24 protein-coding genes, 1 tRNA gene and 1 riboswitch are annotated in these 21,113 nt (G+C 65.8%); of the genes, 15 read left to right on the top strand and 10 right to left on the bottom strand.

All coding sequences use genetic code 11. The features are described from left to right. Positions 1 to 50: 50 nt before the first annotated feature. A complete protein-coding gene (locus JNL31_RS16005) occupies positions 51 to 461 on the bottom strand; it encodes a metallopeptidase family protein (protein WP_294975343.1) in 411 nt (136 codons plus the stop codon). A 93-nt stretch (positions 462 to 554) separates the two neighbouring features. On the opposite strand from JNL31_RS16005, the gene JNL31_RS16000 reads away from it, so the two are divergent. Further along, a complete protein-coding gene (locus JNL31_RS16000) occupies positions 555 to 983 on the top strand; it encodes a DUF1801 domain-containing protein (RefSeq protein WP_294975341.1) in 429 nt (142 codons plus the stop codon). Positions 984 to 989: 6 nt separating this feature from the next. Here the strand turns inward: JNL31_RS16000 and JNL31_RS15995 are convergent, their stop codons facing one another. Next, positions 990 to 1,940 carry an alpha/beta hydrolase gene (locus JNL31_RS15995; RefSeq protein WP_294975339.1) on the bottom strand — a complete coding sequence of 317 codons (951 nt, stop codon included), beginning with the start codon at positions 1,938 to 1,940 and terminating at the stop codon, positions 990 to 992. Positions 1,941 to 2,084: 144 nt separating this feature from the next. Here JNL31_RS15995 and gltX point away from each other — a divergent pair, with 144 nt between their 5' ends. The 5 genes from gltX to gcvP all read left to right on the top strand — a co-directional run bounded on the left by gltX (position 2,085) and on the right by gcvP (position 9,604). Then, the gene (gltX, locus tag JNL31_RS15990) at positions 2,085 to 3,425 is read left to right on the top strand and encodes a glutamate--tRNA ligase (protein WP_294975336.1); all 1,341 of its coding nucleotides are present in this window, start codon (positions 2,085 to 2,087) and stop codon (positions 3,423 to 3,425) included. Between the two features lie 83 nt (positions 3,426 to 3,508). Further along, positions 3,509 to 4,837 carry an MATE family efflux transporter gene (locus JNL31_RS15985; protein ID WP_294975333.1) on the top strand — a complete coding sequence of 443 codons (1,329 nt, stop codon included), beginning with the start codon at positions 3,509 to 3,511 and terminating at the stop codon, positions 4,835 to 4,837. A 76-nt stretch (positions 4,838 to 4,913) separates the two neighbouring features. Next, a riboswitch (glycine riboswitch) is annotated at positions 4,914 to 5,013 on the top strand. Positions 5,014 to 5,172: 159 nt separating this feature from the next. Further along, positions 5,173 to 6,294 (top strand): glycine cleavage system aminomethyltransferase GcvT, encoded by a 1,122-nt coding sequence (gene gcvT / locus JNL31_RS15980; protein ID WP_294975330.1) that lies wholly within the window; start codon positions 5,173 to 5,175, stop codon positions 6,292 to 6,294. Positions 6,295 to 6,305: 11 nt separating this feature from the next. Next, on the top strand, positions 6,306 to 6,665 hold the full coding sequence (gene gcvH / locus JNL31_RS15975; RefSeq protein ID WP_294975328.1) for a glycine cleavage system protein GcvH: 360 nt from the start codon (positions 6,306 to 6,308) through the stop codon (positions 6,663 to 6,665). Between the two features lie 101 nt (positions 6,666 to 6,766). Next, the gene (gene gcvP / locus JNL31_RS15970; protein ID WP_294975326.1) at positions 6,767 to 9,604 is read left to right on the top strand and encodes an aminomethyl-transferring glycine dehydrogenase; all 2,838 of its coding nucleotides are present in this window, start codon (positions 6,767 to 6,769) and stop codon (positions 9,602 to 9,604) included. 30 nt (positions 9,605 to 9,634) lie between these two features. On the opposite strand, the gene JNL31_RS15965 is transcribed toward gcvP, so the two are convergent. Further along, the gene (locus JNL31_RS15965; RefSeq protein WP_294975324.1) at positions 9,635 to 10,201 is read right to left on the bottom strand and encodes a winged helix DNA-binding protein; all 567 of its coding nucleotides are present in this window, start codon (positions 10,199 to 10,201) and stop codon (positions 9,635 to 9,637) included. A 116-nt stretch (positions 10,202 to 10,317) separates the two neighbouring features. Between JNL31_RS15965 and JNL31_RS15960 the strand changes: the two genes are divergently transcribed. After that, complete coding sequence (locus JNL31_RS15960; protein ID WP_294975321.1) at positions 10,318 to 11,409, top strand: LLM class flavin-dependent oxidoreductase; 1,092 nt, start codon at positions 10,318 to 10,320, stop codon at positions 11,407 to 11,409. Then, on the top strand, positions 11,409 to 11,894 hold the full coding sequence (locus JNL31_RS15955; protein ID WP_294975319.1) for a flavin reductase family protein: 486 nt from the start codon (positions 11,409 to 11,411) through the stop codon (positions 11,892 to 11,894). Before JNL31_RS15960 ends, JNL31_RS15955 begins: the two co-directional genes overlap by 1 nt. Here JNL31_RS15955 and JNL31_RS15950 read toward each other — a convergent pair. Together JNL31_RS15950 and JNL31_RS15945 are read right to left on the bottom strand one after the other, a co-directional pair. Continuing rightward, positions 11,891 to 12,541, bottom strand: a complete 651-nt coding sequence (locus JNL31_RS15950; RefSeq protein WP_294975318.1) for a hypothetical protein — start codon at positions 12,539 to 12,541, stop codon at positions 11,891 to 11,893. The genes JNL31_RS15955 and JNL31_RS15950 overlap by 4 nt on opposite strands. 90 nt (positions 12,542 to 12,631) lie before the next feature. Continuing rightward, on the bottom strand, positions 12,632 to 13,528 hold the full coding sequence (locus tag JNL31_RS15945; protein ID WP_294975315.1) for an IS1 family transposase: 897 nt from the start codon (positions 13,526 to 13,528) through the stop codon (positions 12,632 to 12,634). Positions 13,529 to 13,630: 102 nt separating this feature from the next. Between JNL31_RS15945 and JNL31_RS15940 the strand changes: the two genes are divergently transcribed. Then, the gene (locus JNL31_RS15940; protein ID WP_294975312.1) at positions 13,631 to 14,764 is read left to right on the top strand and encodes a helix-turn-helix domain-containing protein; all 1,134 of its coding nucleotides are present in this window, start codon (positions 13,631 to 13,633) and stop codon (positions 14,762 to 14,764) included. Between the two features lie 13 nt (positions 14,765 to 14,777). Next, positions 14,778 to 15,263 carry a hypothetical protein gene (locus JNL31_RS15935; protein WP_294975309.1) on the top strand — a complete coding sequence of 162 codons (486 nt, stop codon included), beginning with the start codon at positions 14,778 to 14,780 and terminating at the stop codon, positions 15,261 to 15,263. Here the strand turns inward: JNL31_RS15935 and JNL31_RS15930 are convergent. Then, positions 15,260 to 15,475 carry a histone H1 gene (locus JNL31_RS15930; protein ID WP_294975307.1) on the bottom strand — a complete coding sequence of 72 codons (216 nt, stop codon included), beginning with the start codon at positions 15,473 to 15,475 and terminating at the stop codon, positions 15,260 to 15,262. The two genes, JNL31_RS15935 and JNL31_RS15930, sit on opposite strands and share 4 nt — an antisense overlap. A gap of 139 nt (positions 15,476 to 15,614) precedes the next feature. Between JNL31_RS15930 and JNL31_RS15925 the strand changes: the two genes are divergently transcribed. The 5 genes from JNL31_RS15925 to JNL31_RS15905 all read left to right on the top strand — a co-directional run bounded on the left by JNL31_RS15925 (position 15,615) and on the right by JNL31_RS15905 (position 17,638). Further along, the gene (locus JNL31_RS15925; protein ID WP_294975304.1) at positions 15,615 to 16,301 is read left to right on the top strand and encodes an AzlC family ABC transporter permease; all 687 of its coding nucleotides are present in this window, start codon (positions 15,615 to 15,617) and stop codon (positions 16,299 to 16,301) included. After that, the gene (locus JNL31_RS15920) at positions 16,298 to 16,621 is read left to right on the top strand and encodes an AzlD domain-containing protein (protein ID WP_294975301.1); all 324 of its coding nucleotides are present in this window, start codon (positions 16,298 to 16,300) and stop codon (positions 16,619 to 16,621) included. Before JNL31_RS15925 ends, JNL31_RS15920 begins: the two co-directional genes overlap by 4 nt. 59 nt (positions 16,622 to 16,680) lie before the next feature. Further along, positions 16,681 to 16,998 carry a DUF3775 domain-containing protein gene (locus JNL31_RS15915; protein WP_294975462.1) on the top strand — a complete coding sequence of 106 codons (318 nt, stop codon included), beginning with the start codon at positions 16,681 to 16,683 and terminating at the stop codon, positions 16,996 to 16,998. A 60-nt stretch (positions 16,999 to 17,058) separates the two neighbouring features. Beyond that, the gene (gene trxC, locus JNL31_RS15910; RefSeq protein WP_294975299.1) at positions 17,059 to 17,502 is read left to right on the top strand and encodes a thioredoxin TrxC; all 444 of its coding nucleotides are present in this window, start codon (positions 17,059 to 17,061) and stop codon (positions 17,500 to 17,502) included. A 60-nt stretch (positions 17,503 to 17,562) separates the two neighbouring features. Further along, positions 17,563 to 17,638, top strand: a tRNA-Ala gene (locus tag JNL31_RS15905). A 16-nt stretch (positions 17,639 to 17,654) separates the two neighbouring features. Here JNL31_RS15905 and JNL31_RS15900 read toward each other — a convergent pair. From JNL31_RS15900 to JNL31_RS15885, 4 genes are read right to left on the bottom strand one after another with little or no spacing between them, the layout of a single operon-like run. Continuing rightward, complete coding sequence (locus tag JNL31_RS15900; protein WP_294975297.1) at positions 17,655 to 18,380, bottom strand: MBL fold metallo-hydrolase; 726 nt, start codon at positions 18,378 to 18,380, stop codon at positions 17,655 to 17,657. Next, positions 18,377 to 19,375, bottom strand: a complete 999-nt coding sequence (locus JNL31_RS19190) for an ABC transporter ATP-binding protein (protein ID WP_366928953.1) — start codon at positions 19,373 to 19,375, stop codon at positions 18,377 to 18,379. The genes JNL31_RS15900 and JNL31_RS19190 overlap by 4 nt, the downstream gene beginning before the upstream one ends. Next, positions 19,372 to 20,139 carry an ABC transporter permease gene (locus tag JNL31_RS15890; RefSeq protein WP_294975294.1) on the bottom strand — a complete coding sequence of 256 codons (768 nt, stop codon included), beginning with the start codon at positions 20,137 to 20,139 and terminating at the stop codon, positions 19,372 to 19,374. Before JNL31_RS15890 ends, JNL31_RS19190 begins: the two co-directional genes overlap by 4 nt. A gap of 3 nt (positions 20,140 to 20,142) precedes the next feature. Beyond that, complete coding sequence (locus tag JNL31_RS15885) at positions 20,143 to 20,997, bottom strand: ABC transporter permease (RefSeq protein WP_294975291.1); 855 nt, start codon at positions 20,995 to 20,997, stop codon at positions 20,143 to 20,145. Between the last annotated feature and the right edge of the window lie 116 nt (positions 20,998 to 21,113).

The following is a 21,113-nucleotide window of genomic DNA, read 5'->3' as shown; positions in this document are numbered from 1 at the left end:
TTTTGGCCCTTGCCCAGCCGTTCAGCATCAGCCAGGCGCCGGGAACCGGGTCACTCCCACCAGGGGTCGATGGCGGCGATGTCCTCGTCGGACCAGCCGAAGTGATGCGCAATCTCGTGGATCACGACATGGGTGACAAGCTCCTGGATCGAGACGTTGCCGCGTTCCGCCCATTCGTCCAGGATCGGGCGGCGGAAGAGCCAGACCACGTCGGGGCGGATCATCTGGTCGGCGGTGGACTTCTCGGTGAGCGGGATGCCGTCGTAAAGCCCGGTCAGGTCGAAGGCGTCGTCGATGCCAAGCTCCTCCAGCATGTCCTCGGTCGGAAACTCCTCGACCCGCAGGCGGATATGGGTGGCGGGCTCGCGGAACGGGTCCGGCAGGGTGGAGACCGCCTCGTGCGCGAGTTGTTCGAGGAAGGCGAGCGAGGGGGCGATGCTGTCGGGCGCGGGGTTGGTCATGCCGGAAAGATAGGGCGCACGAGGGGCGGGGAAAAGGGGGAGCGGGCTGCGCGCACGGATGTGCTAGGATGGTCCGGGCAGCGGGAGGCCGGGATGGCGACCGAGACGAAGACGAAGAGCGCGGCACTGGACCGGGACGTCTGGCTTGCCGGGGTTCTGCCGGCGCGGCGGGACGAGGCGGAGCGGCTGCTCAGGCTTTTCGGCGAGGTGACCGGATGGGAGCCGCGGCTCTGGGGGCCGTCGATGGTGGGGTTCGGGCGCTATGCCTATCGCTACGAGAGCGGGCATTCGGGCGAAAGCCTGGCGACCGGCTTCTCGCCCCGCAGGGCGGAGCTGTCGATCTACATCCTGCCGGGCTATGGCGATTTCGGGCCGATCCTGGCGCGGCTTGGCCCGCACCGGATGACCAAGGCCTGCCTTTACATCCGGCGGCTGGCGGCGGTGGACGAGGGCGTGCTGCGCGAGCTGATCCGGGCGGGGCTGGAGGACCTGGCGACGCGCTGGGAGGTGCATCCGGTTTGAAGTGGCTCAGGGGCCGAGAATGTCGGCAATGCCCCCGGAAACTTCGGCCTTGTGGCCAAGGAGCAGGTGGCCGCCATCAGGGAGCGGAAGGAACCGAGCCCGGGGCAGGGACTTCGCCAGAAACTCGGCGATGGGGAACGGGTTGATGCCGTCGTCTCTGGCGTGGACAATCAGGATCGGCGCGGCGATCCGGTCGAGAGCATAGGTCGCGGCGGAGTCGATGGCCGCGCCTTCGTTGGCAAGGCCGGACAGACGGGCGGTCACGGGCAGGAACCCCTGCACGAGGGCTTCGACGGCGGCCGCGTCTTCTGGCGTCAGCCGGGCGCGAAGGGCGGGGGTGACGTCGAAGACCGGGTCGAGAAGGCCAGGGCTGGTGTGGATGATCGCCCAGATCGGGAAGTCGCTGGAAAAGAGCGCCTGATAGGCCCAGGCTGGCATCGGCAGGTCTTGTGCGGCGGCGGTAAGCGGGGTGAACGGGGCCGAGGAGAGCAGCGCCAGGCCGGTGATGCGATCGGGCGCAAGGGCCGCGAGTTGCAGGGCCGGGGGCACCCCGCCTGACATGGCAAGGATCCCGACGCGGTCGATGCCCATCGCATCGAGGAGGTCGAGGAGCGCTTCGGCCTGGGCCTTTGTCGAAGCATCGGCGGGCAAGGGCGAGCGCAGGTAGCCGAAGCGCGAGACGGCGATCCACTGGTGGCCGGTCGGGCCGAACATCCGCGCGAGCAGCAGCGCCTGGTCATAGCCGCCCCCCGCGCCGTGGAGGACCAGAACCGGCGGGCCCTCACCCAGGCGGGCGACCTCGATCGGGCCATGGCGGGTGTCGATCACGGTACTGCCCCGGGCCAGTGCCGCGCGAAGGGTGGCGATGTCGCGCCGGTAGATGCCGTAGGCGGCCAGCGCCAGAAAGGCTGCGATGACCGGGATAAGGGCAAGGGTCAGAGGCAAGGCGCGGCGCATGGCGGGCTCCGGGCTTCGGGAGGGTCCGACAAGCGTGACCCGCCCGGTCGATCCGCGCGATGATCAGGATCAAGCGGCCAAGCTCGCCAACTGGACAAATGCGGGGGCTTGTGACAGGGAAGGGCGCTTGAAGGAGCCCTTGAGATGCCCACGACTTCGCCCCGCGTCACAACCCGCTTTGCCCCCTCTCCGACCGGCTGGATCCATGTCGGCAACCTGCGCACCGCGCTGATGAACTACCTGATCGCGCGCCAGAACGGCGGGACCTTCATCCTGCGGCTGGACGACACCGACCAGGAACGGTCGAAGCAGGAATATATCGACGGGCTGAAGGCGGACCTCGACTGGCTGGGGATCCGCTATGACCGGATCGAGCAGCAGTCGAAGCGGATGGCGCGCTATGCCGAGGCCGCCGAGCAGCTGAAGGCCGCCGGGCGGTTCTACGAATGCTTTGAATCGCCGGTCGAGCTGGACCTGAAGCGGAAGAAGCAGCTGAACATGGGCAAGCCCCCGGTCTATGACCGCGCGGCGCTGTCGCTGACGGAAGCGCAGAAAGAGGCCTACCGCGCCGAGGGGCGGCAGGGCTACTGGCGCTTCAAGCTGGACCAGGAGCGGATCGAGTGGCAGGACGGGATCATCGGCCCGATCTCCATCGACGCGGCCTCGGTTTCTGACCCGGTGCTGATCAAGGCCGACGGGCAGGTGCTGTATACCTTCGCCTCGTCGGTGGATGACGTGGACATGGGGGTCACGCATATCGTGCGGGGCGCCGACCATGTGACCAACACCGCGACGCAGATCCAGATCATGAAGGCGCTCGGGGGCACCCCGCCGACCTTCGCGCACCATTCGTTGCTGACGGGTCCGCAGGGCGAGGAACTGTCGAAACGGCTGGGCGTGCTGTCGCTCCGCGATCTTCGGGCGCGCGGGGTGGAGCCGATGGCTTTGCTGTCGCTGATGGCGCGGCTGGGGTCGTCGAAGCCGGTGGAACTGGCCGCGTCGATGGACGATCTGGTGGCCGGGTTCGACATCGGCTCGTTCGGCGCGGCGCCGACCAAGTTCGATGCGGAGGACCTGTTCCCGCTGACCCGGCACCATGTGCAGGGCCTGCCCTTTGCGGCGGTGAAGGACCGGATCGCGGCTCTGGGCGTTCCTGCCGACATGGCTGAGGCCTTCTGGGCGGTGGCCAAGGGCAACATCACCGTGCTGGACGACCTGGGCGGGTGGTGGACGCTGTTCCGCGACGGGGCGGAGCCGGTGGTGGACGAGGCCGACCGGGCGTTCGTGGCGCAGGCGCTGGCGATGCTGCCCGCGCGGCCCTGGACGGTGGCGACCTGGGGCGAGTGGACTTCGGCGGTGAAAGAGGCGACGGGGCGCAAGGGCAAGGACCTGTTCCGCCCGCTGCGCCGGGCGCTGACCGGCCGCGATGCGGGGCCGGAGATGGCGGAGGTTATGCCACTTCTGCGCAAGGTGCCCGGCGTCTGAGCCTTTGGCAGGCCCCCGGAGGGTTTCACACCCTCCGGACCTCCCGTGGGATATTTGGACCAGTATGAAAGGGGCTTTGGACCATGGCCGGGCCGCAGGCGAAGTTTGTCGAGGGCAACCTCTTCCGCCATGTGGCGGTGATGTCGCTGACCGGCTCGGTCGGGTTGATGGCAATCTTCATCGTCGACCTGATCAACATGGTCTATATCTCCTGGCTGAAGGATGCGGTGCTGACGGCAGCGGTGGGCTATGCCGGGGCGGTGATGTTCTTCACCACGGCCTTCGGCATCGGGTTGTCGATCGGCGTCTCGGCGCTGGTGGCGCAGGCTGTGGGCGCGCGCGATCCGGCATTGGCGCGGGAGCGGGCGACGGTCGGGTTGGTGCTGAGCCTGATCTTCGGCACCGGGTTCGCGGCGCTGGTGCTGATTCTTCTGCCCTGGATCGTGCCCGCGCTCGGGGCGACGGGGCGCACGGCCGACGAGACGCTGCATTTCCTGCAGATCTATACGTTGAGCCAGCCGCTGCTGATCCTTGGCATCGTCGGCTCGGCGATCCTGCGGTCCTACGGCGAGGCGCGGCGGGCGATGATGGTGACGGTCTGGGGGGCGGTGGCGCTGGCCGCGCTCGACCCCGTGCTGATCCTCTGGGCGGGGTGGGAGCTGAAGGGCGCGGCCATCGCCGGGGCGGGATCGCGGATCGTAATGGCAACCGTCGCGCTGATCCCGGTCTGGCGGCGGATCGGGGGCTTTGTCCCGGTCACGGTCTGGCGGTTGCGGGGCGGGCTCGCCCCCCTGTTCGCCATCGCGGGCCCGGCGATCATGACCCAGATGGCAACGCCGGTCGGGCAGGCCATCGTGACGCGGATGGTCGCGGGCTATGGCGAGGCGGCGGTGGCGGGCATGGCGATTGCCGGGCGGCTGACGCCGGTGGCCTTCGCGATGATCTTCGCGCTGGCGGGCGCAGTGGGGCCGATCATCGGCCAGAACCTTGGCGCGGGGCAGATGGCCCGGGTACGGCGCACCTTCCGCGAGGCGGTGGTCTTCACCGCGATCGTCATCGCCACGGTCTCGGCGGCGCTGTTCCTCTTGCGCGGGCCGCTCGCCGGGCTGTTCCATGCCGAGGGGCAGACACGCGATCTTCTGTTCCTGTTCTGCGGACCGCTGTCGCTCCTCTTCTTCTTCAACGGCTTGATCTTCGTGGCCAATGCCACCTGCAACAACCTTGGCGCGGCCTACCAGTCCACCGTGATCAACTGGGCGCGGCATACGCTGGGCACGGTGCCCTTTGCCGCGTTTGGCGCGAAATGGGCGGGCGCGGCGGGGGTGCTGGTCGGGCAGGCGGCGGGGGGTGTCGTCTTCGGACTGCTGGCGATCTGGCTTGCCTGGCGGGTGATCCTGCGGCGCACGGCCTGATGTCGCTTTTTCGGCCCGATGCGCCGGTTCCGTTTTTTGCGCTTGCCTTTCGGGCCGGGCCTCGGCTAACCCATGGCCGTCAGGTTCGGGAGAATCCGGCAGGCCTCGGGGCCTGACGGTGCCGAAGGAGCAACCGCCCCGGTAAACTCTCAGGCGCAAGGGACCGTAGCTGACGACAGACTCTGGAGAGTTCCCGGGCTTGATCCGGGACGCCGAAGGGATAACGATCTCAGGCGCGCCACATGGCGCAGGGACAGAGGGGGCATCGCGGGGCAGGGATTGGCCTGCCCGGACGGTGCCGGTGCGACTTCCGGCCAGACGAGGGAGGGGCGGCAATGGCCGACCTTGAGGAACCGGAGCTGCTTCATCTGGGGCTGGAGGCCCTGCATGAGGCATTGGGTGGCAAGATGGTGCCCTTCGCGGGCTACCTGATGCCGGTGCAGTACCCGGACGGGGTGCTGAAGGAACATCTGCACACGCGATCCGCCGCCGGGCTGTTCGACGTCAGCCACATGGGCCAGGTGATCCTGCGGCCCAGGGGCTCGATGGAGGAGCTGAAGCTGGCCTTCGAGGCGCTGATGCCGGTCGATGTGCTGGGGCTGGCCGAGGGGCAGCAGCGCTATGGCCTTTTCACCAATGACGCGGGTGGCATCCTGGACGACCTGATGTTCACCAACCGGGGGGATCATCTGTATGTCGTCGTCAACGCGGCCTGCAAGGCGGCGGACATTGCCCACATGACCGCCGGAATGCCGGGGGTTTCCGTCGAGCCGGTCATGGACCGGGCGCTGCTAGCCTTGCAGGGTCCGGCGGCCGAAGCGGCGCTGGAAGCGGTGGTGCCGGGCGTCGCGGCGATGCGGTTCATGGACCACAGGGTCTTCGGCGATATCTGGGTCTCGCGGTCGGGTTATACCGGCGAGGACGGGTTCGAGGTCTCGGTGCCGGAGGCGCAGGCGGAAGGCTTCGCGCGGAAGCTGTTGGCGCAGCCGGGCGTGGCGCCGATTGGTCTTGGCGCGCGTGACAGCCTGCGGCTGGAGGCGGGGCTGTGCCTTTACGGCCATGACATCGACACCACGACCAGCCCGGTCGAGGCCAATCTGGTCTGGGCGATCCAGAAGGCCCGCAAGGCCGGGGGTGCCCGCGAGGGCGGGTTCCCGGGTGCCGCGCGCATCCTGAAGGAACTGGCCGAGGGACCGGAGCGGCTGCGCGTCGGCCTGCGCCCCGAAGGCCGGGCGCCGATGCGCGAGGGGGTCGAGCTTTTCGCCGAGGACGGGACGCCCGTGGGCCGCGTCACCTCGGGGGGGTTCGGGCCTTCGGTGAACGCCCCGATCGCGATGGGCTATGTCGCCCGCGCCCATGCCAACACCGGCACGACACTCATGGGCGAGGTGCGCGGCAAGCGCCTGCCCGTGACCGTGGCCGAGCTTCCCTTCCAACCCACAACCTACAAGCGCTGAGGGCTTAGACGATGAAATACACCAAGGAACATGAATGGCTCCGCGTCGAGGGCGATCTGGTCGTCGTCGGCATCACCGAACATGCGGCGACCCAGCTCGGGGACGTGGTCTTCGTCGAACTGCCCGAGGTCGAGACCCAGGTGGCCGGGGGCGACGAGGTCTGCGTGATCGAAAGCGTCAAGGCAGCCTCGGACATCCTGGCGCCGATCGACGGCGAGATTGTCGCGGTCAACGAGAAGCTGGTCGACAGCCCGAGCCTCGTCAACGAGGACCCGATGGGCGCCGCCTGGTTCTTCAAGCTGAAGGTGGACGACCTGTCCGTGCTCGACCAGTTCATGGACGAGGACGAATATCAGGACCTGATCGGCTGAACGGCCCGCGCCCGGAGTTTTCGAAAACTCCGGGCAAATCTTTTCGAAAAGATTTGCAAATTCCTTCGAAGGAATTTGTTTCTCCTTTCAGAGGTTCCGCAATGACCTTCACCCCCACCGACTACAACCCCTATGATTTCGCCAACCGCCGCCACATCGGCCCCTCGCCCGACGAGATGGCCGAGATGCTCGTGGCGACCGGCGTTCGCTCGCTGGACGAGCTGATCGAACAGACCGTCCCCGCCTCGATCCGGCAGAAGACGCCGCTCGGCTGGGCGCCGCTGGCCGAGCATGAGCTTCTGGCGAAGATGAGCGAGGTTTCCGAGAAGAACCGGGTGATGACCTCGCTGATCGGGCAGGGCTATTACGGCACGGTGACGCCCCCGGCGATCCAGCGGAACATCCTGGAGAACCCGGCCTGGTACACCGCCTACACCCCCTACCAGCCCGAGATCGCGCAGGGGCGGCTTGAGGCGCTGCTGAACTTCCAGACCATGGTCTGCGACCTGACGGGCCTTGATGTTGCCAACGCCAGCCTCTTGGACGAGGCGACGGCGGCGGCGGAAGCCATGACCATGGCCGAGCGGATCGCGAAGTCGAAGGCGAAAGCCTTCTTCGTCGACCGCTTCTGCCATCCGCAGACCATCGCGGTGATCCGCACCCGGGCCATGCCCTTGGGGATCGAGATCATCGAGGATGACGTCCGCAACCTCGACCCGAACAAGGTCTTCGGGGCGATATTCCAGTATCCGTCGAGCTACGGCCATGTCGTCGATTTCACCGTGCGGATCGCGACGCTGCACGCGGCGGGGGCCATCGCGATCATGGCGACGGACCTGCTGGCGCTTTGCATGCTGAAGGAACCCGGCGCGATGGGGGCTGATATTGCCGTCGGGTCGTCGCAACGCTTTGGCGTGCCGATGGGCTATGGCGGCCCGCACGCCGCCTTCATGGCGGTGAAGGACGCGCACAAGCGGCAGATGCCGGGGCGGATCGTCGGCGTCTCGATCGACGCGCAGGGCGGCAAGGCCTACCGGCTGTCGCTCCAGACCCGCGAGCAGCATATCCGGCGCGAGAAGGCGACCTCCAACGTCTGCACGGCGCAGGCCCTGCTGGCGGTGATGGCGTCGATGTACGCGGTCTTCCACGGGCCGAAGGGCCTGCGCGCGATTGCCGAGCGGGTGCATTTCCTGACCCAGCGGCTGGCCCGCGCGCTGAAGGCGGCGGGGGCGAAGGTCGACCCGCGCGCCTTCTTCGACACCATCACCGTCGAAGTCGGCGTGGGGCAGGCGGGCATCCTCGCCGCCGCCCGCAACGAAGAGCTGAACTTCCGCAAGATCGGGCTGAACCGGGTGGGCATCAGCCTGGACGAGACGACGGACGAGCGGGTGCTGATCAAGGTCCTGCGCGCCTTCGGGATCGACGGGGTGCCGCCGCACCGGGCGACGCTGGGCTTCCCCGAGGAGATGCTGCGCACGACCGACTATCTGACCCATCCGGTCTTCCACATGAACCGGGCGGAATCGGAAATGATGCGCTACATGCGCCGCCTCTCCGACCGCGACCTGGCGCTGGACCGGGCGATGATCCCGCTGGGCAGTTGCACGATGAAGCTGAACGCGGCGGCGGAGATGATGCCGATCACCTGGCCGGAGTTCGGGTCCTTGCATCCCTTCGCGCCGCGCGACCAGGCGGCAGGCTATACCGAGGCGATCACCGACCTGTCGGCGAAACTGTGCGAGATCACCGGCTATGACGCCTTCTCCATGCAGCCGAACTCGGGCGCTCAAGGCGAATATGCCGGGCTTCTGACCATCCTCGCCTATCACCGGGCGCGCGGGGACCATGACCGCAAGGTCTGCCTGATCCCGACCAGCGCCCACGGCACCAACCCTGCCTCGGCGCAGATGGCGGGGATGGAGGTGGTCGTGGTGAAGGCCTCCGCCAACGGCGACGTGGATGTCGAGGACTTCCGCCAGAAGGCCGAGGCGGCGGGCAACCGGCTGGCGGCCTGCATGATCACCTACCCGTCCACCCATGGCGTCTTCGAGGAGACGGTGAAGACGATCTGCCAGATCACCCATGACCATGGCGGGCAGGTCTACATCGACGGGGCGAACATGAACGCGCTTGTGGGCCTCGTGAAGCCGGGCGAGGTCGGGGGCGATGTCAGCCACCTGAACCTGCACAAGACCTTCGCCATCCCGCATGGCGGTGGCGGCCCGGGCATGGGGCCGATCGGGGTCAAGGCGCATCTCGCGCCGCATTTGCCGGGCGACCCCGAAAAGGGCGGCGAGGGCGCGGTTTCGGCGGCGCCCTTCGGCTCTGCCTCGATCCTGCTGATCTCGTGGGCCTATTGCCTGATGATGGGCGGGCCGGGGCTGACGCAGGCGACGCGGGTCGCGATCCTGAACGCAAACTACATCGCCTCGCGGCTGTCGGGGGCCTACCCGATCCTCTTCATGGGCAACAAGGGGCGGGTGGCGCATGAATGCATCCTCGACACCCGGCCCTTCGCCGATCATGGCGTGACGGTGGACGACATCGCCAAGCGCCTGATCGACAACGGCTTCCACGCGCCGACGATGAGCTGGCCGGTTTCGGGAACGCTGATGGTGGAGCCGACGGAGTCCGAGACCAAGGCCGAGATCGACCGCTTCATCACTGCGCTGCTTTCGATCCGCGAAGAGATCCGGGCGGTCGAGCGGGGTGAGATCACGGCCGAGGAAAGCCCCCTGCGCTTTGCCCCGCACACGGTTGCGGCGCTGGTCGGCGACTGGGACCGGAAATACAGCCGCGAGACGGGTTGCTTCCCGCCGGGATCGTTCCGGGTCGACAAGTACTGGCCGCCGGTGGGACGGGTCGACAACGTCTATGGCGACCGCAACCTGATCTGCACCTGCCCGCCGGTGGAAAGCTACATGGAAGCCGCCGAGTAAGCCGAGGGCCGGGCCCGCCCAAGGGCCCGGCTACCCCCGGCGGTGGGTTGCCGCCACGCGCGAGATCTCCTCGTAGATGCCGGACAGCAGGTTCAGCGTCCGCGTCGCCTCGGCCAGCCGGTCGGAAAAGCCCGGCACGCCTGCCACCGCCTGCAACAGCAGCCGCCGCCTCAGCGCGCCATAGGCATCGGTGACGTGGCGGCCCTCCTCCGTCACGACATAGGTCACGCCCGACCGCCCCGCCCCCCGGCGCAGCACCAGGCCGGCGCCGATCAGCTTGCGCAGCGAATACTGGATGTTCGGCACGTCGTCCCGGTTGGTCAGCCGGGCAAGGTCCTTGATCGTCTTCGGGCGGTCGTTCATGCGGATGATGTGCAAAAGCGCATTCTCCGGTCCGGTCGCTGCAAGGTCGCAGACCGAGGCCAGGCATTCCGACTGCCAGCGACCGAATCCCTCGAACGTCCGCATCAACGCGAATTCCAGTTCCGTCGTGTCGACCTCGACCGCGCTTTCGGCGAGATGCCAGCGCAGGTCGAGGCCCGGCGTCGGGGTGTCGTCCCCGGTATCTTTTTGAGTTTGAACCAATTTTCCAGCCATCCGAAGCGCCCCCTCTGCCTGCGAAGTTTTGCCGCAGGAGACGGTTGACGCAAATGGAATTTACGATAGACTTTCAAACATAAAATATCACCAAAACTCCAACAGGGATACCCGCCATGCCGCACCACCCGATGCTCTCGGGCGACCGCTTTCGCCTGGGCACCTTCTCGACCAACTGCTCCTCGGGCATGACGCCCACCAAGGTGCCCGAACGCTGGGTCAACAGCTGGGACAACAACCTCAAGCTCGCCAAGATGCTGGACGAGGCCGGGATCGATTTCATGCTGCCCATCGCGCGCTGGATCGGCTATGGCGGTGAAACCGATTTTCACGGCGGCGTGCTGGAGACGATGACCTGGGCCGCGGGCCTTCTGGCCGCGACCAAGAACATCGCGGTCTTCGCCACCATCCACACCGCCGCGAACCATCCCGTTGTCGTCGCCAAGCAGATCGCCACCATCGACCAGATCGGCCATGGCCGGGCCGGGCTGAACGTCGTCGCGGGCTGGAACAAGCCGGAATATGAGGCGCTGGGTCTGAGCCTGCCGGACGATCACGAAACCCGCTACGCCTATGCGCAGGAATGGTTCGACCTGGTGCAGAAGCTGTGGACCTCGGATGAACACTTTGACTGGGATGGCAAGTATTTCAAGGCCAAGCGGGTGAAGGGCGATCCGAAGCCGCAGCGCGCCCGCGTGCCGATCATCAATGCCGCGGGCAGCCCGCAGGGGCGCGAGTTCGCCACCGACAACGCCGATTTCCTGTTCACCCCGGCCATCGACCTCGACCGCTCGAAGACCGAGATCGTCGAGCTGAAGGCGCAGGCCGCCGCCAAGGGCCGCAAGGTCGACGTGCTGACCTTCAGCCATGTCATCTGCCGCCCGACCGAAGCGGAAGCCAAGGCCTTCGCCGACTATACCGCCGTGCAGAACGCCGATACCGACGCCGTGGACAATCTGGTGCGCCTGCAGTTCGCCCATGCCCACAGCTTCCCGCATGACCTCCTGGCGCAGATCAAGCACCTCTTCGCGCTGGGCCATGGCGGCTATCCGCTGATCGGCACGCCGGATCAGGTGGCCGAAGGCATCCTGCGGCTGCACGCAACCGGCTTTGCCGGGACGACGCTGTCCTTCGTCGATTATGTCGAGGAGTTCCCCTATTTCCGCGACACCGTGCTGCCGAAGCTTCAGGCGGCGGGCATCCGTTAGTGGACCCGGATGGCAAGAGCTTCCGCGAGGCAATGCGGGCCTTTGTCGGCAATTGCAGCGTGATCACCGTGGGCGACGGCGACGAGGCTTCGGGCCTTGTCGTCACCTCGGCGATCTCGCTCTCGGCCGATCCGCCGCTGCTGCTCGCCTGCGTCAACCGCAGCGCATCGAGCCATGACCTCTTGCAACGCTGGGGCCGGTTCGGCTGGTCCTCGCTTGGGGCGGCACATCAGGCCGTGGCGGAACGCTTCTCGGGCTTCGGCGGCGTGAAGGGTGCTGCGCGGTATGAGGGCGCGGAGTGGGAAACCGCCGTCACCGGCGCGCGGCTGCTGGTCGGGGCGCCTGCGGCCTTCGACTGCACGGTGGACGAGATGATCCCGCGCGAGACGCATTCGATCCTGATCGGCCGCGTCCGTGCGATCCGGGCAACGCCGGGCGCCGGGGCGCTGATCTACTGGAACGGCGCCTTCCGCAGGCTGGACTAGGGCTGCGGCTTCGGAGCGGGCGTGCCAAGCGCCCCGCCGGGCCGGGTGCCAAGTCCGCCGCCCGATCCGACGCCGCTGGTCTTGGGCTTCGTCAGGTCCGGCACCTTCGGCGGGGTCTTCACGCCCGGCACCGCGCCCAGCACCTTGCCGCCCGCCCCGCCCTGCCGCGCCAGGCAATCCTGCGCCTGCACCAGCGCGGGGCTGATCCCGTCGATGTCGAAGCCGTCGTCGATGCCCATGCCCAGCATCCGCAGGTAACGGCCGGAATTCAGGAAGTCGATCGTGGCGTCGATCCCGTCATAGGTGATGCCGCCATAGTCTGCATCCCAGGCCTCGCCGTTGCCAATGGCGGGAATGCCGGTTTCCATCATCACCCAAAGCTCGAACTTCTGGCCGGGCTGGAACTTGACGTCGGGTTGCCTGAGCAGGATCGACAGCGTGTCGTTGGGGTAAAGCCCGATCCAGAGATCCTGGCCATTCTGGTAGCTGACCGTGATGTAGCAGTAGGAAAATGCGCCCCCGTCGTCGGTATAGGCGCCGCCGTACCAGTTGCCGGCTTCGAACTCCGAACCCGGAATTTCCGCGGACTGGGCGAGGGCAAGCGTGGGCGCAAGGACAAGGGCGGCAGCAAGGGCAAGCGGGCGCATGGTGCGGTTCCTAAGGCAGGTTTTGCCGATCAGAATGCAGTCACGCGGCGCATCGCGCAAGTCAGGCTTTCCGCAACAATGGGTAGTGGGTCAGTTTGAATTGTCTTTTTTGCGGGGCTTGTAAGGACCGCGCTTTTTCGGTGCCGGTTGAGCCGCTTCGACAAGTGCAACAAGGTCTTCGATTTCCCACGGGCTGGACACGAGGCCAGCGGCCATCGCGGGCGTCATGCGCAGCGTCTTGTGGGTGCGGCAGAAGTTGTAGTGCATGAAGTGCAGGGCCACGGCGTAAGCGTGGTTCTCGGCCTTCTTGCTGAATGCGTTAGTCAGGCGGGTGAAGCGGCGCATACCCATGCGCATCGTCAGGTTCTGCCGCTCCACATGCGACGTTCCGACTTGGGCCATGTCAGGCTTTCCAAAGATCGGCTCCTTGATAGCGCCCGTGCATTCTGCGGGGCTATACTTGCGCTCATGGCCCTTGGTGCCAGTCGGGTCGCCATACTGCTTGATCAGCATCGCGTAATCCACGTCGCCAGAGAAGGCGTCAGCAACGGCCTTGAGGTAAGCGCCATGCCCGTCCGTGGTCAACTGGACGCGGCTTGCCAGGCGGTCGGCCAGATCAAACATGAACTCGCGCGCGGTGGCCGCAGAACGATCGCCGACAGTGTACGAGATCATCAGCTTGCTATCCCGGTCCATCGCGGTCCAAGTCCAGATATCGCCAGCATCAGCCGGTGCAGCCTTGGCTGTCTCGACGTTGCGCTCTTTGGCATAGCAGAACGACCAGATTTCATCGGCCTGCACATGCGAGGCTTTGACGCCGCGAACGTGTTCGTCGTGGTAGGCGGCGCAAGCCTTCCCGGCATCCTCAAGCAGCTTGGTGACGGTGTTCTTCGACACGTCCGCGATGCGCGTTGTGGCGCGGATGGAGTTGCCTTCCACCAGAAGGCGGAGGATCAGGACGCGGATTTTGGTGTCGAGCGTGTTCATAAGCCCAACGTAATTCAAAATGACCTTATTGCAAGCATAAAATATGAGTTTGCGTTTTTCCGCAAGTTGTATAGAGTGCCTGAATCAGAAGGGGAGGCATGAATGCCGGACTACAAGACGCCTGGGCAGTTGATCGAGGCGCTACTTGAACAGAAGGGCTGGACGCAGCGCGCGTTGGGTGTCGTGCTGGACAAGGCCGACACGACAATCAACCGGCTCATCAGTGGCAAGGCATCCTTGGACGCGGAGACCGCTTTGATGCTGGAAGAGGTTTTCTCGGTCCCCGCCGAAGAGTTTCTTCGGCTGCAAAAGGGCTACGACCTCGCTCAGGCACGAATTGTCATGCGCCCCGACCCCGCACGAGCTGTCCGCGCCACCCTTTATGGGGATTTGCCTCTAGCCGATATGATAAAGCGCGGATGGATCTCAGCGGAAAACATTCGTGACACTGAGAACGTAGACAAAGGGCTGATGCGCTTCTTTGGCGTTAACCGCCCAGAGGATATTGAGGTTCTTCCACACGCGGCTAAGAAGACCGCCGTGAACACCGATGCAACGCCAGCACAAATCGCTTGGCTATACCGCGTCAAACAGATGGCTACGGGAATTCTGGCGAAGCCCTATTCCAAGCAGGCACTACTTGCCGCCCTTCCGAAGCTTAAGGCCTTAGCGGTTTCGCCAGAGGGCGCGGCCCAAGTGCCCCGCATCCTTGCAGAATGCGGTATCCGCTTTGTTGTTGTCGAGACACTTCCTGCCGCGAAGATTGACGGCGTGTGCTTCTGGCTTAACCCGAACGCCCCGGTCATTGGGCTGACGCTGCGCTTCGACCGCATCGACAACTTCTGGTTTGTTCTCCGGCATGAGATTGAACATGTCCTTCAGGGGCACGGCATGTCTTCTGTAGTTCTGGATGCGGGCCTTGAAGGCGAAAGGGCGGGAACGGGGCCGGACGTCAACGACGAAGAGCGTCAGGCGAACCTGGCAGCGCAGGACTTCCTTGTCCCGGTGCATCAGATGGACGCTTTCATTGCCCGGAAGGCCCCCTTCTTCTCGGAGCGTGATTTGCTGGGCTTTGCAAAAATCATGAGAGTGCATCCTGGGATCGTCGCAGGACAACTTCAACGACAGACCAACAGGTATGACCGCTTCCGCGAACACCTGGCTAAGATCAGGGCAAACATTCTGCCCAATGTTTTCAAGGATGGATGGGGCGACGTCGCCCCCATAGAACAATGAAAGGCATCAGAAAGTGAGTAAACGACAGGAGCGTCAGCGGTTCATCCGCTTCTACAAAGAGCAGACCGGCGAAACCGAGATCAGCATGCAGAAAGTGGCTGAGTTTGCCAAAAAGCATGGCTGGGAAATGCCCAAGCCACAGTCCGATGTCGAAATGCTGGCAAAGCTGTTTGCGGATGATGCGCAGGCAGAACGCCGCTACGACACGAAGACGAAGCGTCCATACCGAGCGTATCAGGCGATCCCTGCCGGTCCTGTTCAGATGAACCTATTTGTCTATGTTGACACCGACGAAGCCACGCGCCCACAGATGCACAAGTCCAGCGTCATCCGCCGCGAACAGATTGTCAGCGACGGCTACAATCTTCAGCTGGACCTTGATCACTGGAACCGCGTTCACACCGACGAAGATCCGATCGTCCTTCCGATGGACCTGACGATGGACATCGAAATTCGCAAGGCCAGCGACGGATACGACGAAGACGAAGACGCGGCCTAGCTTTTCTTCCAGCGCACATCGGCGGCGATACGGGCAATTTCCTTGCGCTGCTCACCCGTCAACGCACGAGCGCGCGCCTTGCCGCCATGTGTGCCGCTAACCTGCCTATCGCTGTCTGGCAGAACCACGGGATTGTCATCCCCCGTCGCCACGTCCACGATGAACTTGGCAAGCTGGTTGGCGTCACGAGGGCGTTTGGGTCGGTCGGTCATACCCTCAAGATAGTGCCTGCCTGCGCTTGGCGCAAACCCTGCCTCACGCGCGCGGGAAGTTTCTGATTTCAAACTGACCCACTACCCAACAATGTCGAAGCATTGACCGAAAGCGTCGCCCAAGGTAGCGCTGGCGCCGATGACCCGGACGAAAGCCACATTCCTTGACGGCCTTGGCGCCAGCCTGCCCATCGTCATGGGCTATTTTCCCATCGCTTTTTCCTTCGGCGTCGCTGCCACCCGGGCCGGTTTTACCGAAGTCGAGGCTTCTGCCCTGTCGCTGATCATCTACGCCGGGGCCTCGCAATTCCTGGCGCTGGCGCTGTTGTCGTCGGGCGCGCCGGTGCTGGTCGCGGCCTTCACGCTGATCGCGATGAACCTGCGGCATCTCCTGTATGGCCCGGCCCTGATGCGCGAGGCGGGCGAAGAGGCGACAACGCGCCTCGCCTGGGCCTGGGCCTGGGGCCTGACGGACGAGGTCTTCGGCCAGGCCCTGGGTGCCTTGGCGCGGGGGCAGAAGTTTTCCGAACCCTACATGTTCGGCCTCGGCCTTGGCGCCTATGCCTCCTGGGTTTCCGGCACCGTGGTCGGCGCCTTTGCCGGGGGCGGGGCGCTGGAGGGTTGGCCCGCAGTGAACGCGGGCTTGGGCTTCATGCTGCCCGCGCTGTTCCTGGCGCTGCTTCTGTCGATCCTCAGCCGCAGGCAGGTGCCGGTCATTGCCGTGGCGGCGGCGGCAACGGTGGCGGGCACGCTGGCGCTCAGTGCAACGAGCGGCATCCTTCTGGGCATGCTTGCGGGCGCGCTGGCCGGGGTGATCCGCAAATGAGCTGGGAGCTGCTGACCGTCGCCCTCATGGCCGGGGTTGCCAACTGGTGTTTTCGCGCCCTGCCGATCCTGGCGCACAGGGGCCGCACGACGGCGGGCGGCTGGCTGGGCCGCTTCCTGTCCTCCACCGGCCCGGCCGCCATCGGCACGCTGTTCGTGGCGGCGATCCTGCCCTCGCTGACCTCCGACCTTGCGCGCCTCCTGCCGGTCATAACCGGCACCGCGGCGGTCCTGGCCCTCTGGTTCACCCGGAAATCGGTGGTGCTGGCCACGCTGGCGGGCGCGCTGGCGCATGGGCTGGCGGTCTGGTTGATCGGCTGACGCAAGCCTTGCACCCCGCCGTCCTATGCGCGACCATGGCCCAACCGAAGGAGACCGCCATGCTGGAGATCAGCCCGAGTAAAGTGGTGCATGTGATCTATCTTGCCCGCGAAATGGGAGGGGGCGATGCCGAGCTGCATGCTTTCATCGACGCGCTGAACGACGACGAAAAGGCCCAGCTGACCGCCGTCGCCTGGGTCGGGCGCGGCGCCTTCGAACCCGAGGATTTCGCCGAAGCCGTGGCCACCGCGACCGCCGAGGCGACGACGCCCACGGCCGATTACCTGATGGGAATGCCGCACCTGGCCGAGAACCTGGAAGCGGGTCTCGATGCCTTGGGCGTGGACGTGTCCGGCGAGGAAGAGGATTTCCTCTAGCCCCTTGCGGATGCGACCGGCGCCGCACATCTTTGGATTCTGCTAGATGTGGAATGTGCCATGGCCGTGACCGATGCCCTGAAGCTGACTTGCGCCACCTGCGGACAGGCGAACCGCGTGCCCGTGGACCGGCTGGCCGATGGGCCGAAATGCGGGGTCTGCGGCGCGGTGCTGGTCGATGGCAAGGTGGCCGAACTCGACGCCGCGACGCATGACAAGGTGACGCGCGGCGACGGGCTGCCGGTGCTGGTGGACTACTGGGCGCCCTGGTGCGGTCCCTGCCGGATGATGGCGCCGGAATTCGCCAAGGCCGCCGCAACGCTTGCCCCCGAAGCGCGGCTGATGAAGCTGAACACCGAGGACCATCCCCAGGTCTCGGCCCGCCTGAACATCCGCGGCATTCCCCTGCTGATCCTCTACCGCAACGGCCGCGAGGTCGCCCGCCTTGCCGGGGCGCGGCCCGCCGCCGACATCGTGGCCTTCGTGCGCGGGAATGGTCATTGAAACGCTGTCGGACCCGGCTTGACTCTCCGCCCGAATTGCTATGAATACGGGCTCGCGGATGGGGCAGTAGCTCAGTTGGGAGAGCGTATCGTTCGCAATGATAAGGTCAGGGGTTCGATCCCCCTCTGCTCCACCAAATTCCCTCGAAACTCTCAGCGCCCCTTGGCTTTCAGCCAGTCCGTGATCAGTTCCCGGTGCCTTTCGCCCGAATAGCTGGGGAAATGCCCGCCGTGCACCACGCGGACGGGCAGGCGCAGCAGGCGTTCCATCGAGGTGATGTACTGTCCCTGCTCCAGGTCGCTGGTGCCTTCGATCAGCTCGCCGTCGTAGACGATGTCGCCGGAGAAGAGGATGTCCGTCGCGGCTTCCCACAGCGCGATGCCGCCGGGGGAATGGCCGGGGGTGTGGATCACCTGGAATTGCCGGTCGCCGAGGTCGATGACATCGCCGTCCCAGAGGATGCGCTGCGCCGGGGCAGCCTTCACCGCGTAGGTGTCGCAGGCGAAGGGCTCGGGCGGAAGCGTGGTGAAGATGCCTTCGGTGACATACTTGTCGGCGAAGGTGTTCTCCCGCGTCGGCGCGCGGAGGAGATGCGCCTCGGCGGCATGGCAGAGGCGGCAGGGGAATTCGTGGTGCAGCCCGATATGGTCGAAATGCGTGTGGCTGGCGACCGCCTGCAAGGGGCGTTCGGTCACCAGCGGCACCCTGTCGCGCAACGACACCACGCCCATGCCGCTGTCGACCAGCATGTCGGTGTCCCGGCCCCGGACATGCCAGACGTTGCAGCGGTAGAAGTCGCGGATATGCGGCTCGTCAATATGGGTGACGCCGTCGCCCACCCCCCGCACCCGCCACCAGTCTTCCGGTCTGGCTCTCATTCCGACAGCACCACATGCGCCTCGGCGCCAAGGTCCAGCACCCCGCCGGGCTCCACGGCCTGAGTTTGCGGCAGATGCACCACCAGCCGCAAGTCCGGCGCGTTGAGCGGCGTGACATGGGCGCGGATGTGGGTGCCGAAGAAGGAGGCATCCTCGACCTTGCAGAGGCCAATGTGCAGAGAGCCCGCCGGGCTGATCGCCTCGGGGCGGATCAGGAGCGTGCCGTCCGCAACGGGAACCGGGCCGAAGGGCGCCTTGCCGTCGCGCACGGGAATGCGGTTGACTTCGCCCATGAAGCCTGCGGTGAAAAGCGTTTTCGGATGAAGGTAGACCTCACGCGGGGGGCCGTAGTGCTCGATCCGCCCGGCGTTCATCACCACGATCCGGTCGGCAATGGCCATCGCCTCCTCCTGGTCATGGGTGACATGGACGAAGGTGGTGCCGACCCGGCGCTGGATCGCCTTCAGTTCGTCCTGCATCTGGCGGCGGAGCTTCAGGTCCAGCGCGCCCAGGGGTTCATCCAGCAGCAGCACATCCGGCTCCACCGCCAGGGCGCGTGCCAGCGCCACCCGCTGCCGCTGGCCACCGGACAACTCGTGCGGGCGCCGGTCGCCCCGGCCTTCAAGCCCGACAAGGGCAAGCATCTGGTCGGCTTTCACCGCACGCGCCGCCCTATCCACCCCCCGCATCCGCAGCCCGAAGCCCACGTTGTCGCGGAGCGACATATGCGGGAACAGCGCATAGTCCTGGAACACCGTCGTCGTCGGTCGGTCCTTCGGCGCGACGCCCCCCATGTCGCGGCCGCCGATCAGCACCTGCCCCTCGGTCGGCTCGGCAAAGCCGCCGATGATGTTCAGCAGCGTGGTCTTGCCGCAGCCCGAGGGGCCGAGAAGGACGACGAATTCGCCCGCCTCGATCTCCAGGTCGATGCGATCCAGCGCCAGCGCGGCGCCATAGCGTTGCGAGACTTGCCTGATCGAGACGGCTGCGGTCATGGGCGTTTCCGGAAGACGGTGAGTTCAAGAAGGATCACCAGCGTGACCGAGACGAGGAAGACGAGCGATCCGACGGCGTTGGTGGCGGGCGAGAGGCCGGATTTCAGCATCGACCAGATCTCGACCGGCAGGGTGACGTCGAAGCGGGTGAGGAGGAAGGCGATGAGGAATTCGTCCCAGGAGAAGGTGACGGACAGGAAGAAGGCGGCGGCAAGGGGGGCGGCGAGCATGGGGGCCGAGATCAGGGTCAGCACTTTCCACTCCGGCGCGCCAAGGTCGCGGGCGGCGCGTTCGGCATTCTTCTGGTGGTCGCCCATCGCGGCATAGGTGATGGCAAAGCAGAGCGGCAGGTTGATCACGACATGGCCGATCCCGGCGGTGAGGAGCGAGAGGCGGATGCCGGTCAGGTTGAAGAGGTTCAGAAGGCCAAGCGCGATGATCAGGTAGCTCACGGTCATCGGCGCGATCAGGACGCCGCGCATCAGGGCCGATCCGGGCAGTCGGACCCGCGCCAGCGCATGGGCGGCGAGGAAGCCGAGGATCAGGGCGATGGCCGAGGAGACGAGGGCGACGAGGAGGGAATTGAGCAGCGCTGCGGTCAGGTCGTCGTTGCCCAGAACCTTGGCATACCAGTCCAGCGTCACCCCCTTGAAGGGGGGCACCGGCAGGCGGCCGTCCTGGAAACTGAAGGCGACCAGCACCGCGACGGGCAGGTAGACGAAGGTGAAGGCGGCGGCGAGATAGGCCCAAGAGAGGAGGCGCATCGCCTACACCCGATCCAGCCGCAACCAGCGGCTTGAGGCAAAGTAGGCCAGCGTTACCACCGCCATCAGCACCACGCTCAACGCCGAGGCGAGGGGGAAGTTCCCGCTGCGGCCCAGTTGCAGCATGATCAACTGCGGCAGCGTCAGTTCGGTGTTCCCGCCAAGGATTTGCGGCGTGATGTAGTCACCGATGCACAGGACAAAGGTCAGGAAGGCCCCCGTCACCACCCCCGGCAGGGTCAGGGGCAGGATGACATGGGCGAAGGTCTGCCAGCGGTTTGCCCCAAGGTCCTGCGCGGCGCGGGCATAGTTCGGCGACAGCTGGATCAGGTTGGCGTAGATCGTCAGCGTCAAGAGCATGACGAAGAAATGCACGAAGCCGATCACCGTCGCCGCCCGGGTCGAGGCGATTTCCAAAGGCTCGGCGATCACCCCCAGCCCGAGCAACGCCTTGTTCACCACCCCGTTCTGCCCAAGGACCAGAAGCCAGGAATAGGACCGCACGACGTAGGAGGTCCAGAACGGCAGGACCGCCAGCAAAAGCGCCAGCCGCTGCCAGCGGGCGGGCACCCGGAAGGCGATGATTGCGGCCAGAGGGTAGGCGAGCGGGATGGAAATCACCGTGACGACCACAGTGATCTCCAGGCTGTTCCACAAGGCCCCTAGCATCACCGGGTCGGTGAAGATGCGGCTATAGTTGCCGGGGTCAAAGCCGCGCACGACCTCGCGCCCCTGCATGTGCGCGAAGGACAGTGCGATCATCGCCAGGAACGGCAGAAGGAAGAAGGCAGCGGTCCAGACCAGTGCCGGGGCCAGAAGGCCCCAGGCAAGGTGGCGGTCGCGGGCGGCGAGGCGCACCTTACTGCGCCAGCATCTCGGTCCAGAGATCCTGCATCGCGGTATCCAGCGCCGCATCCGGGATCGGGTAAAGCTGCGCGCGCTTCAGGAATTCGGGCTGTTCATCCCAGCGCAAC

Source organism: Tabrizicola sp., assembly GCF_016792905.1.
Classification (GTDB): Bacteria; Pseudomonadota; Alphaproteobacteria; order Rhodobacterales; family Rhodobacteraceae; genus Tabrizicola.
The sequence above is the reverse complement of the archived record's forward strand: the minus strand, read 5'-3'. Positions and strand labels throughout refer to the sequence as shown.